Source organism: Brakhagea slesvicensis (assembly GCF_052161625.1).
Classification (GTDB): Bacteria; Planctomycetota; Planctomycetia; order Pirellulales; family Pirellulaceae; genus JBKCUI01.
The window spans coordinates 415780-433579 of record NZ_CP197412.1 but is presented as its reverse complement, the minus strand read 5'-3'; the positions used below and the strand labels follow the sequence as shown (position 1 = coordinate 433579).

The 17800-nt window shown below is 54.5% G+C and carries 10 protein-coding genes; 2 read left to right on the top strand and 8 right to left on the bottom strand.

Going from position 1 to position 17800, the window contains the following annotated elements:
- Positions 1-14: 14 nt before the first annotated feature.
- From SH467x_RS01575 to SH467x_RS01560, 4 genes are all read right to left on the bottom strand, one after another.
- Positions 15-986 (bottom strand): inorganic phosphate transporter, encoded by a 972-nt coding sequence (locus SH467x_RS01575; RefSeq protein ID WP_482369565.1) that lies wholly within the window; start codon positions 984-986, stop codon positions 15-17.
- Complete coding sequence (locus tag SH467x_RS01570) at positions 987-1925, bottom strand: sulfurtransferase (RefSeq protein ID WP_482369564.1); 939 nt, start codon at positions 1923-1925, stop codon at positions 987-989.
- A 144-nt stretch (positions 1926-2069) separates the two neighbouring features.
- Positions 2070-3236, bottom strand: a complete 1167-nt coding sequence (locus SH467x_RS01565; RefSeq protein ID WP_482369563.1) for an NAD(P)/FAD-dependent oxidoreductase — start codon at positions 3234-3236, stop codon at positions 2070-2072.
- Positions 3237-3240: 4 nt separating this feature from the next.
- On the bottom strand, positions 3241-4095 hold the full coding sequence (locus SH467x_RS01560; RefSeq protein ID WP_482369562.1) for a TerC family protein: 855 nt from the start codon (positions 4093-4095) through the stop codon (positions 3241-3243).
- 325 nt (positions 4096-4420) lie between these two features.
- Here SH467x_RS01560 and SH467x_RS01555 point away from each other — a divergent pair, with 325 nt between their 5' ends.
- Together SH467x_RS01555 and SH467x_RS01550 are read left to right on the top strand one after the other, a co-directional pair.
- Positions 4421-6421: a hypothetical protein gene (locus tag SH467x_RS01555; protein ID WP_482369561.1), complete on the top strand. Its 2001-nt coding sequence runs from the start codon at positions 4421-4423 to the stop codon at positions 6419-6421.
- 123 nt (positions 6422-6544) lie between these two features.
- The gene (locus SH467x_RS01550) at positions 6545-7396 is read left to right on the top strand and encodes a response regulator (protein WP_482369560.1); all 852 of its coding nucleotides are present in this window, start codon (positions 6545-6547) and stop codon (positions 7394-7396) included.
- Here SH467x_RS01550 and SH467x_RS01545 read toward each other — a convergent pair.
- The 4 genes from SH467x_RS01545 to SH467x_RS01530 all read right to left on the bottom strand — a co-directional run bounded on the left by SH467x_RS01545 (position 7371) and on the right by SH467x_RS01530 (position 17591).
- A complete protein-coding gene (locus SH467x_RS01545) occupies positions 7371-11420 on the bottom strand; it encodes an ATP-binding protein (protein WP_482369559.1) in 4050 nt (1349 codons plus the stop codon). The two genes, SH467x_RS01550 and SH467x_RS01545, sit on opposite strands and share 26 nt — an antisense overlap.
- Positions 11421-11527: 107 nt before the next feature.
- The gene (locus tag SH467x_RS01540) at positions 11528-15481 is read right to left on the bottom strand and encodes a PVC-type heme-binding CxxCH protein (RefSeq protein WP_482369558.1); all 3954 of its coding nucleotides are present in this window, start codon (positions 15479-15481) and stop codon (positions 11528-11530) included.
- Between the two features lie 10 nt (positions 15482-15491).
- Positions 15492-15998, bottom strand: coding sequence for a MarR family winged helix-turn-helix transcriptional regulator (locus tag SH467x_RS01535; RefSeq protein ID WP_482369557.1), 507 nt, complete (start codon positions 15996-15998; stop codon positions 15492-15494).
- Positions 15999-16067: 69 nt separating this feature from the next.
- Positions 16068-17591 carry a hypothetical protein gene (locus tag SH467x_RS01530; RefSeq protein WP_482369556.1) on the bottom strand — a complete coding sequence of 508 codons (1524 nt, stop codon included), beginning with the start codon at positions 17589-17591 and terminating at the stop codon, positions 16068-16070.
- Positions 17592-17800 lie beyond the last annotated feature (209 nt).

Genomic DNA, 17800 nt, shown 5'->3' with positions numbered 1-17800 from the left:
TCTGTGGTTGCTTGCTAGCTCGCAGCGACTATCAGCCTCGCAACAATCGTGTAGGCGATCGCTGCGAGTATTGCTCCGCAGGGAACGGTGCAGATCCATGCCATTGCGATCTCCACCAGTTTTCGTTGGTGCAGACGCTTGTTCGCTGCCCCGATGCCTGCCAACGAACCGACGCTAACATGCGTCGTACTGACTGGGAAACTATGCCAGCTGGCGCTAATGACAAGGCACGCCGTCGTAAGACTTGCGACAAGCCCATCGTTCACTTCCATGGTCGTTAGTTTCTTTCCAAGGGTCTCTGCGACATTCTTGGAATCCAACAAACCGCCAGCCGCCATGGCGATCGACACCAGCAGCACAGCGAAAAGCGGTGAGAAGTCTGGGAGCAACAGGAATAGCGCTGCCATCTTCGGAGCATCGTTCAATCCTCTGGCAAAGCTTGCAGCACCCGCGCTCAGGAAATGAAGACGGTCGGTCCATACAGAATGAGGGGCATTGAGCAAACCCGTCCATGCAAGAACCTGACAGGCAAGATAGCCGATGCCCATCGCGATAAATGGACTGAACACCAAAGGGATCAGAAAGCTCGACGCCAAAGGCCCCCACTCCACGCGAGTGGGGGCGGCAGCGAGCCCTGCCCCTGCTAATGCGCCGACGAGCGCGTGGGTCGTGGATACGGGAAACCCAACGCGCGTCGCTAGGAAGCTCGTGACCGCCCCTCCTAACGCAACAGCCAAAGCGAATACAGGGGATGCGACCAACTCGTTGGGCACCACACCTTTACCACTGAATTGTGCGAGAAGCCCACTCGCCAAAAACGCAGCAGCGACGCACCCCATCCAAGTCGTGAACGTACCCCATAGCAATGCCGTGCGCCGTGTCGTCAGCCCGCTCGCATAAAGGGATGCTACCCCTTTGAAGTTCGCATTCGCGCCGTTCGTAAAAGCGACAAAGAGTACAGCCGCGACCAACGAGCCGGTCAACATTTACTTGACTTTCGGATGGGCGGATTGCGATTCACTGCGTTCGGCAGGAAGCTCCTTTCGGCTTGCATACTCTTTCCAAGACCCTTCATAAAGTCGCACATTTTTATAACCGGCGACGTATCGAAGGTAAAAGCGGAGCAAACTACCTTCGCGGGATGTACCACAATAAACGATGATGTTTTTGTCTGGTGTTAATCCTGCCTCCACAAGTTGGTTTTGCACCGAAGTCAAGGATCGAAAGCGATGTGTATTCGCGTCGTCCATCAAGCGAGCCCAATGGAAAGATACCGCGCCAGGGATGTGTCCTTTTCGAACCCATATGTCGTCATTCCCCAAGTATTCGTTTTTAGGCCGCGCGTCGACGAGAATGGTATTGGGGTCTTCTTTCGCCTTCAGCAACTCCGGTAGCGACACACCAATCGCGGTATTGGACTTGGTATGGAGATCCGTCAAGGCATTGCCGAAATACTCCTGGGTTGTGGGAAGCTTTTCACTTTCCCAACTCGCCAAGCCCCCGTCGACGATCCTGATGTCCTCAACGCCGAACTTCTCTAGGACGTAGGCAACCATCGTTGCACTAAGGATTTCGTCGTTGGGTAAACGGGCCCCTGTGGCATAAAGAATGTGGGTTCGACCGGGCTGAACGCCGGCTCGTTCCAGTAGGGAGCGAGTCAAGTCGTCGGGCAAGTACTGCACGGGCACTCCTTGATCCGTACCACGCAACGTATCGAAATTGAGATGGTGTGCACGTGGCAGGTGTCCGCGGAAATAGTCTTTGTACCCCCCTCGCGTGTCGATCACGATCGGTTTGTTGGATTCGTTGGAGTCAACCATCATGCGATGGGCCTGCGTCGGTGAGATGACCGCGATCTCGGCGTTCGAAAAAGTGCCCGAGAAGAGGACCACAAAAAAGGAGAGGAGGCCAAAGCATTTCCGCATGACGAAATCCGCCGTTGAGAATGGATGGGGAATGAAGGGAATGAATCGACGCCGGTTTCTAAATAACTCAAAAGCAGTCAAACGAACGTTTGAATGTAGGATCTACCATTGGACTCGTCAACCAGCCGAAGCCGCGAGAAAGCATTACGGCAATATCCGTCGATTCCATTCGAGCGCTGCATCGATGGGGCCACCGTCTTGGATGGCATTGCACAATTGGTCGGCAAGCTGTGGCGCCATGAGCGTCCCCTTCGAACCCAACCCATTGAAAACGTACGCATTTCGCACTGCGGGGTGTCTGCCGATCAACGGATGACGATCATAGGAAGCGGGACGCACGGCGGCTTGATGATTCGCCACCGACCATCGCTCGGTTTTTACTTCCGGTAGCATCCGATGGACGCGCTCCAGCAAAATCTGACGACTGATCCTCGCAGGTCCCTCTTCATCGATGCGACCATGCAGATGTTGGCGATCGTAGGTTGCCCCAACCAGAACGTGTTGGCGATCCGCCGGCACCATCCATACGTCCGAATGAACGACATGGGTTCGACAGATGCTCGGCAAATCGGAGCTTGATAGGGGATGAGAGAAAGCACTGCTCTCCTCCTCACTTTCTAACGAGAGAGTAAGGACGTCTCCGCGCGCCGGATGCAGAGGAAGATTTGAAAACCAGCCGTTGCATTTCGCTTCGAAGCCTTGGCAGAACACCACCGCATCCGCTATGAGTGGCCCGCTGGGGAGTTGAAGTTCGAGCGGTGCGGTGGCTGGATGGGAGGGGAACGCGAGTTGAGAATCGACGTCGATGTCGGCGTTGATAAACTCCTTTCTTGCTTGAAAGTACTCGCGAGTCTTCGCCAGATAATCGCCCGTATGAAGTCTTGCTGCAGGTTCCATCCAACACCCTCCGTAAGGAGCGTGAAACCCATTCAATTCTTCGGAGGAACAAAGAGTGATTCTCGGAGTCCAAGGAGCATCATCGGGCGAGACGGGACGATTCCATCGTTCCAAGGTTCGTTTCCGTTCGTCCTCGGAATGGAATAAACGAAGGGCGGGATGGGAACGCCAAAAAGAACCATTCGTGTCGCGTTCGGCGCCGGAGTAGTGATGGCAGGCGACTTCATAAAAGGAGTCCCACCGCCAAGTCGCAGCGCTCCGCGTTCCCGTGATGGGCGTTACCAAACCGGCCGCGACATGGGAGGAACTACGTAGGTCGACACGGTCGATGAGTGCGATCGACCAGCCGCGACGGTGGGCAGCCCAAGCCATCGCGGAGCCGGCAAGACCACAACCGAGTATCAGTAGACGCACGCGGCTAATACCCTTCCCCCTCGGTGTAGGATTTTCGCAAATCTGCTTCTTCCGCTTTGTATTTCGCTCGAAGATTTAGGACTTCGACGCTTAGCGAGAAGAGCATCGCAAAGTAGACGTAACCTTTGCTAACGTGGGTTCCACTTCCGTCCGCAATCAACATAGCGCCGATCATGACCAGGAATGCAACCGCCAGCATCTTCACGGTAGGATTCTTCTCGACGAATTCAGCCACGCTATTTGCAAAGATCATCATGATGAGAACGGAGAGCAGAACAGCGGAAATCATAACCCAAAGCTGGTCCGCCATTCCAACCGCGGTGATGACCGAGTCGAGGGAGAAGACGAGGTCTAGCACCATGACCTGGATCAAGACCGAAGAGTAACTCGGGGGAGCGGCAGTTTTGTGAGACTCGTGATGCCCTCCGACGAGATGGTGGATTTCCTTCACGCTTTTCCACAGCAGGAAGAGGCCGCCGGCGATGAGTATCAAATCTTTGATGGAGACACCGTTGATCTCTTCGTTCGCCTGTAGCCATAGTTTGGCCCCATCCCAAAGAGGCAGGGAGTCAAGCATGAAGAAAGGATCCTTCAGCTTGAGAATCACGAAGAGAAAAGCGAGAAGCCCGATACGCATGCCCATGGCAAGCGCCAGACCGATCAACCGGGCCGACTTTTGCTGCTCCTTTGGTAGACGACTGGAAAGCACGGAGAGAAAGACCAAGTTGTCGATCCCGAGCACAATCTCCATCGCCGATAGTGCGATCAGGGCGACGATGTTTCCGGAAAGGCTTCCGTCGGAAGTGACTCCTGCGGCCAAAAGTAACGGGTCTGGGATATTTGGTATAAGTGATGTCATAGTCCGGATCGGGTAAGGATTTTAAGGTCACGGTACGCGATTTTTGCTTCTGTCGGGGTCGCGCGGTTATCATAGCAAATAGGCGGTCCCGCAAATCCCATATCCCTGCAAATCCCATATCCCTGCGAATCACTGTGGTGTTCCCTTGATACCTTTTCGGATGAACTGCCCTAGTTGCCAGAGCCGGATTGTGGTGCGCCAACCCCATTTACTGGGGCAAACACTTCCTTGCCCACGCTGCAAGCAACCGATTGCAATACCTCAGCAATCCCCCGACGAGACGGACTCGAGGGCGTCTGCCCCAGTCTCCTTGGATTCAACGGCCATGACCAAGGAGGATTATGGAGATTGGGACGAGGTCTTAGCGAACATCCCCCCCAATCCGCTCGATGAGCAAATCGGAAATCTCGCTTGGGATCAGCTTCCAGCGGACTGGGAGTCGCAAAACAGCCCAAATGGAGACGCGGAGAAACAGGCGGAACCGGGATTCCCCATCCACCACGAGTCGTTTATCCCGCTCCCCACCGGGGCCCCCCTCCCCAGTGCGGATCGGGAGTGGGAGAGTCGCGAGTTGGCAAAGAAGCGACAGATTTTGCTGGTTGCGACTTTGGGGGTGGTCAGTTCCATCGTCGCTGGATTTGCGTTCTGGGGATTCCTTCGATGGATACAAGCCGAGAAACCCATAGCGCAATTGCCAGCCGTCGATCCGGAATCGAAACCCAACCTTGCTGCATCAGAGAATGGTAAGGCGACGGACGACGGTACTGTGACCGGCGACGGTTCGGTTCCCGAGGCCAATCCCCCCACTCCTCCCAACGGCGCAGCAAAAGACGACCGACCTGTACAAGAGGAGAAGCCAGGCGAGTTAATTCAACCTGTTGGTTCTGGCCAAAACGCCGAACAGCCGCTTGCTCCCAAGCCTGCCAATCCCTTATTGGATCCGGGAGCTGGGTTGACCGATTTTTTACGTACCCCTGATCCAGCGAAAGAAGGGGAAGCCAACGCGCCGCCACAAGACAAAGAGCCAATGTCAGGGAGCGAGCCAAAGTCGGAACCTGACCTAACCGATCGGGAAAAGGAGAACACCGAGAAATTGCCGGACATTTTCGGACCTGGTCAATTCGGTGCTTTGCTCGGGCCTTCGCGTGGATTGACAGATGGCGGATTCGGTCGCACCGCTCCTTTGAACGAACTCGACATTGAATCTCTCGATGAACCGATGTCGATTTTGACTTACCCCGATCCGCAGCCGGTTCCTGTTTGGGGGGAACGCGCTTCAGCATTGAGCATCGCTCGCATCAAAGCGTCCGATCTACCATTTGTGAAGTGCATCGAGTTGTTTGGGCGGATGACAGGGGTTGGCATCACCCTGGATTGGCCCTCCCTCCGCGCGGCAGGACAAGACGAAAGCTTCCAGGTCTCGTTCGACTCGCAAGACACCACGCTGGAGAAATTGTTTGTCTCGATCCTAGCCGAGAAAAAACTAGGAATCGAGATGTCTCCCGATGGCTTGCCCATCGTCCGCCCGCTCAAGGAGGTGAATGGCACCAAAGTGGAAACTCGCTGGGATTTAAAGGGAGCGGTCCCCGAGGGAACAGAAAAAGCATTGGGAGAGCTGTTGGTTTCCCTTTGGGATATTGAAGGTATTTGCAAGGTAGACGGGGGTAGCCTGGTTTGGAGCGAAACCGCCGATCCGATTAGTAAAGCTTCCGCTTGGAGCACATTGTGTTTGCTAGCACGACTTCAAAATCAGCCGATTCCGGCTTGGTCTGAGCCAGGAACAACGCCGAAGTTGTTGTTCGACCCTGAGGATTGGAAGGCGACTTTGGGAGTTCAAAGTCGCACCGTGGAGAGCAGTGTGTTGGTACCTGAGCTTCGCAGCGTCTCCGAACTTTTGCAGATCGCCGCGGATGGAACCAAGACGGGATTGTTCATCGACTGGCAAGCCGTTTGGCAGCATGGATTGGTACCTGGGCAAATGGAAATCGCCGTGCTTCGGAATAGGACACTCCCTCAGGTGGTGAAGAAATTCGTGGACAACCATTCCCTCGAGCTGGTTGTTATGGGACGCGATCGGGTCATGTTGACCACTCCCGAAGCTAGAAAGATGCGATTCTGTGTCGTTCCCCTGAAAATTCCTACGGGGACGGAATTGCCCGATTTCAAGCGGCTTTTGTATCAACTAGCGCCGATGGGCCAAGATGGACGAACGCGTTTTCGAGTTAGCGAAATACCCGGAATCGAAGGGATTTATCTGGCTCGAATCACGTTTCCGCAAGTCGACCAATTGGACGACACGGAGCTGGAAACGGCATTTGGATGGTAGTAACCCAACGCGAACCATCTTTTTGGAATGGGTGGAAAGTCGCGTTTCCACGACATGTCGTTTTCGATTATGTTAGGAGGGAATCATCGGACTCTCCTCCTCTTCTATTCTGGGCGGCGATTCATGGAAAACAGATCGCGTTTTGTTGTCAATGATGCCAATTTACTAGGGCACTTGGGCCCGTGTGCGAGGGAGGTCGATCTGGTCCTGCGGGAATTGGATCATTGCTCGGATCGCTTGGCGGACATGCACCCAGGACTGTCGGAAGCAATTCATTGCTGTGCCGATTTTTTGCAGGGGTTTCTTCAAAAGGCCTGCGGGATTGACGTCCGTACCGATCGAGAACCGGAGGAGGACGACGACCGTTTTGGTTACGCCGTTCAACGTCTTCTTACGCTCGCAAAAGAGGAATCGTTCCGTGGTGCTGAGAGGTACCGATTGCACCAACACTTAAAGAATCTGGCCGATCGATTTGACGCTTACACGAATGCCGTGGACTCAGAGTCGCTTTCTGAGGACGCTAAAACGCAGGAAGTCCAGATTAAGTCCGATTTGTTGGGTTTGCTCAAGCAATTCGGTGTCGAGGAAGACGAGACGCCGGTGAGCCGACAGCGTATCGTTTTGGTCGAAGACAACCCGGACGAACGAGACTTGCTGACCGCGTTTTTGCTCAAGCGAGGTTGCGATGTTTACCCGTTCGAGGATGGGGAAGATGCGCTGGTTTTCATCCACGGAGAGCACCCGGATGCGGTCCTCCTTTTGGACATGAATCTTCCGCATTGCCACGGCGCGAAAGTGGTTCAATCGATTCGCAACAATCCTCTTTCGCGTGCAATGCAAATCATTGGAATGAGCGGTGCATCGCTGCGCGACAATCGAATGTCGCTCGGCCCAGAAGGTTTGGATTTCTGGCTCCGTAAACCTTTTAATCCCAACGCGATCTTGGACGTTATCGATAGCCGGTCGCACGTATAGGCCAAGTGAATCGAAACCGGGTTCCTTGACCCACCTCCGACTCGATGGCAATTTGCCCGCCGTGGAGTTCCACCACGCGTTTGGCGATCGAGAGCCCGATCCCGCTCCCATCCACCTCGTTCCATGGTCGCAAGGTTTGGAACATTTGAAAGACTTGCATGTGATACCGTGGGTCGATGCCAGGGCCATCGTCGGCGACGATGAATTCGTAAGCATCGCCTAGATTTCGCCAAGTGATCGTAATGGTTCCATCATTTCGGTCGTGATGCTTGATGGCATTTTGAATCAAGTTCTGAAATACTTGTTGCAGCCCATTGGGATCTGTCTTGAGCACCGGCATGGGTAGTTGAACGTGAAAACGAAACTGTTCCGGCGGATGAAGACTTTCCAAAATGCGATCGATCAAATCTTGCACACGTACCAACACTACTTGATCGATAGTTCGTCCGGCACGGGAATACGAAAGGATTGAATCGAGCAGGCTCGCCATGCGTTGCACCCGGAGATCCAACTCATCCAAATAGCGACGGGACGATTCGGGTAACACTTCCCCTCTGTCTTCACGCAGCCATGCTGAAACCAACGAAATGCCATGCAGAGGAGCTTTCAAGTCATGCGACGCGATGTAGGCAAATTGGTCGAGTTCCTCATTGCGACGCTCTAAGATTCTATTCGCTTCCTTGAGCTTCTTCGCAAGGATCTCGAGCTCGTGAGTTCGGAGTTGGACGCGTTGCTCGAGGGCTTCATTGATGGCTCGCTCTCGATCTCGTTGCTCTTTGAGTTGTTGTGCTACCTCTCGATTGGCAGCCAAATCGCGTCGCATCGTTTCGGCTGCCGAAATCAATTCTCCGACAACCTGCGTAGCCTTTTCGGACACTAGTTGGTTCTCGAGCCGGCTCGATTCCATGGAAAGCAGTTGAGTCTGTCTGTCGATGATCTCTTGGCACTGGCCCATTACCTCCGGGCTCGCTACCGCGTGGACCGAAGTAGTCCGCTCCAAGGAGACTGCGATCAATTCTCGAAAGGAGTCGGTCATCTTGCGAAGCTTCGAACTTGCTCCCCATTGTTGGTATCCTTGGAATGCGTAACGCCAACAGATTGCAACGAGAACGAAATTGCCGAGCGAACGCCAGAGTTCTGCCGCTCGCTCGTTGGCAAAGCTCTCCCATTGGCGAAATCCAGTGAGCTTGGATTCCTCGATGGAGCGGTCATACAGCCAGGCCGACTTCGGATAATCCCCATCGCGACGAGCCATTTCAGCTTGCACCAGATAGAGCTTGTGCAAATAGTTTTGCGGACATTGCTCTGCCCACTGGGTGAGTCGTCGGAGCATTCCGTCGAACTCTTCGATTCCATTCTCTTCTTTGCCTTGCATCGATCGGATCGATGGCTCTGTCGCCCTCATGACCTTGAGAAGCAGTCGAGTAAAAAGATGTTCTGGCCAAGGCAAAAGGCCTTGGGGTGCGACAAAGTCCAAGTCTTTGTGGGCAATTTCACAATGTTCCCAGGCTTTCTCGAAGTCGCCAAGGAAAAGATGGGCTTCCGCTAGCATGATGTGATAGATGACCGCGACTTGTCGATGGCTATGCGACTCCAAGCCATTTAGGAAATCGATTTGTTCCAGAGACGACGCTTGGGAATCGCGAAGAGATTCGATAACCCGGACACCCCCTTCCAGCAGATCTACCGCCCAAAGGTTTTGACGCGATCGACAGAACTCGAGGGCGACCTGGCTGTCGTGGACGATCTCCTGTAGTGATCTACCGCGAAAGAAAGAACAATACATGTCATGGGCCAACGCATAGGTGGCATACTGCAGGTTGCTGGACTGCCTACCTAATTCCATTGCTTCGCGATAGTCAGCGGAACATAGAGCCAAGGGTGCGAACCAATGGCGCGCTGAACTTCCGAGCAACATATGAGCTACCGAACGATCGGAAAAGGATGGGTTGCCGCCTGCGATCCAATCCTCCGTGAATTCCATAAATCGCTTTGTATCTTGGGGCGCGTAGCCCAAGTAGGTCAGCAAACCCGTCATGGCAGAAAAGCTATAGCAGATCTGCGGGAGTGGACCATGGCTCAAGATCTTTTGTACGATCATCGGAACAATCCAACTCCACAGCGATTGCCGAACACGATAACAGGGAGGTCCCATAGCGGTGAGGACTTGGGCGATGCAAAGGACCGTTGGATCGGTTGTTCCAGTGAGGGGACCTTCCATGGGGCGAAAACGCTTGTCCTGAAGTTGATCGATAATCTGAGCAATGACCCGATCTCGCGAAGCAAGATCCCCATCTTCCGGGAGGGACACTCCGAGATCTTGCAATGCGGTCGTTCCAACATCGATCGCCTCCTGGTACATGCCTCGCATGGTGTAGTGAATCAGCGAAACGATCCTCGCATTGGCCTTCTCAATCGGTGACTCTGCTCGGGCAACCGCTGCGAAGATGCAATTTTCTGCCTCGCGAAAGTCTCCCTCCAAGTACTCGGTTTCCGCATGGTCCACGTACAGCTTAAAGGCAAGTTGGTACTCCTTTTGCCAAAAGACCTCTTTGAGATTCGAATCTACAAGACACTTTCGGGCTGCGCGGTGATACCGGAGTGCGGACGAGTAGGCGGTCGCGATCATAGCACTCTCTGCTGCGGTCAAATTCAATTCGACACAACGAAAAATATCAGCCTCGTGGCGAAGCAGATGGGAGCCGGCATTGATGTGTTCTGCCAAGTCGCAAGCGAATTCACGCCGCTCTTGCTCGGAATACTTTTGCAACATTCGATCCGCGAGCTGCACCCGTCTAGACGGAAGATCGTCCATGGGAATAAATCCAAACGCGGCCTGCTGGACCCGATCGTGTCGGAATTGAAACCATCGCTGAGATGAGCCTGTGGATGGCGAATACAAGGCACGATGTTTTTCGAATGGAACGATCAACTCTGGAATCCCGCGATCTAGTAACAACTGGCACTCGGACTCCGAGATGCCAGCGCAGGTTGCTAATACCCCAAGCTCGAAGCAATGCCCTAAGCAAGACGCTGTCGACAGAAGAGTCTGGAAGGGATTTCCAAGTTGTTCGATCTTCGACGTGAAGACGTCGAGGATGTTGCCCGGGAGCGAGTCGGCTCTTCCTATCCGTTGATGGAGAGCCTCCCCGTCACTTTCATTTTGTACCAAAGTTTGAGACACGATTTGAACCAACTCCCTCGCAAACAGGGCGTTCCCAGCTGAACGGGACAATATCGCTTGCGACATCGTCTCATCGTTGCCGGTGGTTGTTATCCCCCGGTCTCGCATCATGTTCCGAACTGCATCCAGCGACAAATCAGAAAGCTTGCACCGCCTGACCGAAACGGATCGGCGTTCCCAGTCTCGAACTAGGGAATGGAATGGATGTGCTGGATCGACATTCTCTTCGCGATAGGCTGCGATCAGAAAAAGAAAATGGAGATCGCTGCCAATGGCTAAGTTCTTTAACAGATGGACCGATGCCGCATCCGCCCATTGGCAGTCGTCTATAAACAAGACAAGTGGATTTTCGGGACGACAAACGATCTTCAAGACGCTTTGAATCATCGCTTCAAACCGATAGCGCGCCTCGAGTGGACCGATGGGCTCCAGCGGAGGTTGCTCTCCCAGAAGCGGGGCGAACTCGGGTACCAAGTGGATGAGAAGTGCTCCTTGGTCCCTTACCGCTAGCTTCAATTGCTCGCGCCACGTTTGTCGATCGGTAGAATTGGCCGACAAGATCGTGGCGCACAACTGCTGCAACATCTGGCGAAGCGCTACGAAGGGAACATCGGCATCAAACTGATTGAACTTTCCTTCGAGCACGAGACAGTTCGACTCGCGAGCCGGTATACGGACCGCGTTCGCGAACGAAGTTTTACCGACACCAGAAGGTCCCGGCAAAAGCAGAATTTCGGCGACGCCATTGCATGCGTTACCCAATGCCTCCAATAGCTGTCCGATTTGAACCTCGCGATTGTAAAGACACAATCGCTCCGCCAGCACCTTGGCTCGCTCCATCAGATCTCACCTAGCGTTCTGCACTTCCAGCCAAATGGCCCTTCGGCGGTCCTTTTGAGCTTGGGCGCGAACACCCCAGCTCGTTGGTCATGGGTGTCGAGCTTGGATTAGTGAGATTCGTCACCTGCGGATTCGACGGTGATGGCAAAAACGAGCGGCATCGAAAAGTCTTCACCCTTGGTGAGCTCAATGCTTTTCAATTCCTTCGACGCGTCGATGGGGATCTTGATATATCGGATCTGTTTACCCCCTGCATCGATCGCAAACTTCGAATCTGGGACATCGACCCGTTGCTGATAGTTTGCGATGTGCTTGCCGTTGATGAGTGCAAACTCCGATTGGGAACCATCGACAAAATGAGCCCGAACGACCAAGGCCGTCGATTCGTTCTTGTTGATGGGGAAACCGAATGCCGCAACCCCCCCGAGCAAGTGAATGGCGGACGCACTGCCGATGCAAGGTATGGTGACGCTATTCGGAAGAGTGGCCGGTGCGTTTCCACGCGAAGTTTGCAAGGCAATAATGTTCGGAGATCGGCCCGACTGTGGATCGAGGAGTTCAAACGGTACGCCTTCGAACTCCACGACTCCGACTTCCTTCAATACAAAGGGTTCTCCCGTGGAACCCCGTGGACCCGGCATTCCTTTCGGGCCGCTGAGCGTCGAAACCGATGCCAGCGACAAAGGGGTATAGCGGCCGCGATTCGCGAGAAAGCTCAAAAGGTCCGCCATTTCTTGCTTGGTCATCTGGCTTTCAAAGCCTTCTGGCATGAGCGATTTGGTTGATGCGTTGAGTTCTTCGATATCCTCCCGCAGAACCTGCTCTTCTTTTCCCTGCGAGTTGATCAGGCGAAGCGAATTGGCGGACTCCCCTGCGAGCATCCCGGTGAGAACGGTTCCGTCGACCGTCAGAATCTGGTAGTTTCGGAAGTTGTTTTCAACGCTGCGTGACGGGTCCAAGATGTTCATCAGGATCTCTTCCTTTGGATGGACCGCCATGCCTGTGAGATTGGGCCCAATGGCCACCCCGATCTCGCCATGCTTGTGGCACAGCGCGCAATGTTTCCGATACATTGCTATGCCATTTTGGATATCACCAGGCATCTCCGTCACCGGCTTCCAATCGTCAACGAGCGACTGTCGATTCGTTGAAACCAGCGCTCCTTGCTTTGCCATCAATTCCTTCGCATAGTTCGCCAGCTCGCGCATGGGGTGGTTCATTAACGCTTGCCGTTGGTCCAATTGCAGGTCGAGGAATTGCACTTTCCCTTCGGCGATCGCATCGAGTAGCTCGCGCGTGGTTTCGGAACGGGATAGCAACAACGTCAATGCAGCGCTCGCTACTTGAGGGCTGAGCTTTTTACGCAATAGCAAGATCTCATCGGCAAGTCCCTCCACTCGGGCAGCTTGCAACGACATGAGGGCTCGCGTTCCGATTGCGGGAGGCAATTGGGGTGTAAGCAATTGACGGGTGGCACGCATGATGTTCGCACTCGCCGGCGCCAGCTTGATCGCTTGGTCCCAAGCTTCCAGTCGCTTCTCGATTTGTTGATTCGCATCGAGGGCCGTCTCGAACAAGGTGCTTTGGATGTTTTGGGCCAACTCAGGCAACCCGGCAATCGACCACCTGTCCGCGATCGCTAACAACGCTGCCCGGTTTTCAATAGGAATGGACTCGGCCAAAAACTCTTTTCGAAGGCGGTCTTGTGTTGCTTGGGAGAGTTCGAACTTGCCTTCGCGAGGCCAGCCTTTGGCTAAGCCTTGCCAAATGGGGACCAGGACCGGCGAACCGGGATTCCCCTGAAGCAATTTCTCCAAATCACCCGATGTAGGGTTCGAGCGAGCTATATGTTCGCCAAGCACGGCGATGCGATTCTGTACTGCGACGCTCAATTCCTTCTTCTGTTGAATCAGGCCCGCGAGAACGTCGACGGCGTGTTTCGACGCGGCGGATGTCCAAGCATCCAGAAGGATAGCGTCGTCCGCCAACTTCACGTCTTGAACTAACAGTTGCACCAATGCGTCGGCGGCTATGGCCGCTTGGGAATCCTCGGCGATTCGGAGCAGCATGGCGAGTTGGACTCGCGGATCCTTGTCTTGTAGCAGACCCGCTGCCACAGCGACTTTCACGCCGGCCGGCTCGATACTGGACACGGCGGCCTGGCGGACGGGACTAGACGTGTGGCGGATACCGGTATCGCAAGCTTTCAAGCAAGCTTGCCGCGCCCCTTCGTTCCCTTGCTCGGCCAATCCGGACAAAGTCCAAATGGCGTGCATGGCAGCGGGAGCCAGCCCGATCGCATCGACCTGGGAACTGGACACCAATTCTACGAGCGATCGCAAGGTCGCTTCATCGGACGGGTTTCGTTCGACGAGTAATCGCTGAGCTGTGCGTCGCCAAAAGAAATTGTCGGACGCTAACGCCTGCACCAGAGCTTCGTTCGATGCATCGGAGAGCGAGTGTGGAGTAGTAGGTGCATTGGTTTGTTTAAAAAGTAGCCGATACACGCGTGCAAATCGCTTGTCGCGCAAATCGCTTTCGTAGGCCGCACCTTTCCCGGTTTGAAAACCATTGGGGGTCGGGTTGTGCTGCACGATGTAGTTGTACCAATCGAGGACCCAAATATTTCCGTCCGGTCCTACCTCGGACATGATCGGTGCGACCCAATCGTCGAGACTGGCTACGACATTGAAGGTATTGCGACTCTTGTAACCTGCACCGTCCTTTTCCAACACAAAGCCACCCACAAGGTGGGCGGTTGGTTCGCAGACCATCCCTATCTTGTTCCACCACACAGGTGGGTAGTTACGAGCTGTATAGATGGCGTGTCCTGCGGCCGCGGTATAGCCCCCGTGTTGATCTACTTGTCGAACTGGCTCGTCAAAGGGAATAAACGCGTTGGTGGGGGCGATCCGCTCAAGAGTTTTAGGAGACCAGCCGGCAACTTGATCGTAGAAGCGATTTGGGATCGGCATATGCACGCTAGGGCAGCCGTTGGCGGTCGAGCCGAAGACGTAGCCCTCTTCGCTGAACCCCAGTCCCCAGGTGTTGTTGTTGGTGGCACGGACAAATTCCAACGCATCGACGCGCAGCGTGTGTTGATCGAATGATTTCGTCGAATCGCTGGAAGGGACGCCAGAATTCTTATCCAAAGCGAACGCAGGCGACGTCGTTGCCGATGGGGCTAATCGGGGTTGGAATCTCCAAAAACCCTGGCGGAATCGCATCTGCCGCTCGCCGTTGATGACCGGCTCGGAGTTGTTGTAGCCCTGCATCCCCCAAATCCAGTTATCGGGACCGTATTGGAAATTGCTGACGCCTCCATGCGTGTCTCCCATCGCCCAGCCGGTAATCAATTCCTGCCGGAAGTCCGCGCGATCGTCTCCATCGACATCCTTGAGATAAATGGTCTTTTGCCCGTCCTGTACGAGCACTCCTCCTCGATAGTTGATGAGCGTCGAGGGGATGCTGAGGTGTTGAGCGAAAATCGTGAACTTGTCGGCGACGCCATCGTTATCGGTGTCCTCGCAAATTTTGATTCGGTCGCGACCTGCCGCGGGAGTCGATTGCAACTCATTGGGATAGTCGATCGTCTCGCAAATCCACAAGCGTCCACGTTCGTCCCAGTTCATCGCAATGGGCTTGCCCTGCAGGCCCGTGTAGGGCTTCGGTGCGACTGCTTGTTCGGGCCAGTTTGTTGCAGCTTCACTGGCCCAAAGGGACAAGCGAAAATCTTTAGGAGTGGCGTAGGTCTCGATCGAGCGCTCCGCAGGCAGCGGCTTTTGCATCAAGGTTAACGGGTCCCCTTGTGTTCCCCATCTCTGCCCTGGCGTGTAATTGGGGATCTTGGCCCCGACATCGACGAACTGAAATAGTTTTGTATCGACGTGAGGCACCGACATTTCGGGGGTCGGGAATTCTCGGTTTGCCATCGCGACGGCGACATTCTTTTGATCCCCCGATACGCCTTGCTGGGACTGCTGGGCAAGGAGGGGGGATGTCGTGAACGCGAGGAGCGGGAGATTCGACAAGAGGATCCGGCGTAGGAGGGAGTGGGCCATTGAAAGTTCCTTAGGCGATGGGAGAGGAGTGAGAGCTACTTTGGGGGTGAGGATCAAGCTCGATGGCTAATTGGCTTAAGCTACGAATCAGTGTAGCCGATTGCGAAGGGTCGACGGCGATGTGCATTCGATCTCGGATGGATTGACTGGCTGACCAGAGCCGTTCCACCTTTACCCGGCCATCCTCCGAAAGCGCCACCGTTTTTGCGCGACCATCGGAGGGATGCGATTCCCTTTCGATCAAACCCCCTCGTTCGAGCAAAACTAGCATCGCACGAACGGTGCTTGGGTCCGAGTTCATTCGGGTCGCCAGTTCACGTTGGGTTAACGCTTCGCCATGAGCAAGATGGAGGAGCAATACGAATTGATCCGCGGTGACCCCATACGGGGCAAAGCAAGCGTCCGTGGCCCGATGCAGAGCGAGATAAGCAGCGCGGAGGGCCAAAGGTAAATCGCGCTGATCATCCATCATTGCATCGAGCCAAGTAGAAAAGGAATAAGTAGTGCGTACACGCACTACTTATTCCTAGGATAGCGCAAGTTGTCAGGGGATGCAAGAAGCTGGCGCGTTCCCGACGCAGTTGGCTTACTCGGGCTTGGCGGACGTCTGGACGGCGGACGTCTGGACGGGGGGCGCGATGTTCGATTGCACCGTTACCAGTTTGCGGTGGAGGTCGAGGATGGATGCATACGCTTGACCTAGCTCCGATTTTTTGGCCTCGATCTCGGACTGCAGTCTCGTCTGCTCGCCCTTGATGACAGTCAACTCCATTGCGTACTGCGACTGATCCTTTTCCATCTGTCGTCCAATCTCCTCCATGCGAAGAAGTTGTTCGCGGGCGTTTTTCTCCGTTTGGGTTATCACGGCGATCTCGCGATTGACCAACGCGATGTCTTGAATGGCTTGTTGGGTAAGGCGTCGAGTCTCGCGGAATCCAAACGCGTAATCGTTCAACGGTCGAACGAAGTAGGGATTTCCAAGTTTCACGATTCCATCGGCTTCGAGCTCTTTCGCTTTGGGACCGTAGATTCGGTAAACCTCGTCCACTTTGAACGTTGCCTCGGGGGAATCGTCACGCATGAGCCTCGCGTCGACGGTGCGGCCGCTGGCATCGAAGTAACCACCATCGGTCGGCTTCCGTTTATCGTTGGAATCCACGACCTCGGTGTAGTCCTTGAGGAACGTCACGTCGTAGAAGATGTTTTCGAGCGGGGTACCGGCAGGTGCTTTGCTTCCGTCCAAGACATAGGACTGAAGGGCTCGGGCTTTCACCGAATCAAATACGTTTAAGTCGCTCGGTGCTCGCTGCGTCAATTCAAGCGGGATGCGGAGCAATCGAGACAGTTCCTCCGGATTCATCGCTCCAAAAATCTCATCCTCGGTTGGCTGTGAACCGGGTTGGGCGAAGGCGGTGTGGGAGTCGAGGGGGATCAGTTCATAAATCGCCCAGGTCGCACTTTGGTTGACCATGCCTGCTTGATTTTGTGCAAGTGGCGTGGTGGGAGTGATGGTGATCGCAGGGCCGTTGACCGCAGTGACTTTGTACTCACCCAAGTAGTTGACGGGGATTTGCTGTTGGTCTTCGCCGAAGACATAAACAATGCTCTCTACGGCGAGAGAGTTCGACGTGGCCGGAGCCGCTGGGACTGCTTGGGCCCCGTTGGGATCGGGGGGAGGAACCTCTGGAGGCAGGTTGGAAAGAGCGCTCGGAAGTTCGACCGACGCGCCGGCCGGGTTTGCGTTGAGGACGCGAGCTCCACGCCAAGTTCTACCTCGTTCCAAAAGGACTCGGTTCAATTCCGATGCCAATGGCACGTATTTCTGCATGTCCGGAGCCGGATTGGTGGGGAGTCCATAGAACTCCTCTTCCCGTTGAGCCAGAAGCCGATTTCGCTCGGTATACAGCTGATCGAACGACTTGGTCGCCGCCAACCTCGCTTTGTTCACCCCTGCCGTGATGACGAGAAAGGTCCAGCATTCGATGAAGAGGACGACGAAGCAGATCGTCATCCAAACACCCCACTGCTTAAACCCCTTCACCAAAAAGACAATGAAGGCGATCAAGGAAACGAGGACAGCTGCCCATACAAGCAATCCAGAGAGTTCCATGAATCGAGCCTAAAAAGAAAGGGTTGAGAAGTGAGCGGGGACCGGAATAGCAGGCGAGAGCAAAATGCACTGCCCTATCTTAGTTGCCAAAACAAGGAGATCCTTACAAATCTTGCCGCAAATCGATGTTAAGTTGCGTAATTTTGAGTGTCAAGCAATAGATCGAGGGCAACGGTAACATCCCTACCGGTTTTAAGGGGCTGTGAGGT

Bases quoted from the DNA above. Each gene is read 5' to 3' on its own strand.
- SH467x_RS01575 (WP_482369565.1), bottom strand. From the start codon at position 986: ATGTTGACCGGCTCGTTGGTCGCGGCTGTACTCTTTGTCGCTTTTACG.
- SH467x_RS01570 (WP_482369564.1), bottom strand. From the start codon at position 1,925: ATGCGGAAATGCTTTGGCCTCCTCTCCTTTTTTGTGGTCCTCTTCTCG.
- SH467x_RS01560 (WP_482369562.1), bottom strand. From the start codon at position 4,095: ATGACATCACTTATACCAAATATCCCAGACCCGTTACTTTTGGCCGCA.
- SH467x_RS01555 (WP_482369561.1), top strand. From the start codon at position 4,421: ATGACCAAGGAGGATTATGGAGATTGGGACGAGGTCTTAGCGAACATC.
- SH467x_RS01550 (WP_482369560.1), top strand. From the start codon at position 6,545: ATGGAAAACAGATCGCGTTTTGTTGTCAATGATGCCAATTTACTAGGG.
- SH467x_RS01545 (WP_482369559.1), bottom strand. From the start codon at position 11,420: ATGGAGCGAGCCAAGGTGCTGGCGGAGCGATTGTGTCTTTACAATCGC.
- SH467x_RS01540 (WP_482369558.1), bottom strand. From the start codon at position 15,481: ATGGCCCACTCCCTCCTACGCCGGATCCTCTTGTCGAATCTCCCGCTC.
- SH467x_RS01530 (WP_482369556.1), bottom strand. From the start codon at position 17,591: ATGGAACTCTCTGGATTGCTTGTATGGGCAGCTGTCCTCGTTTCCTTG.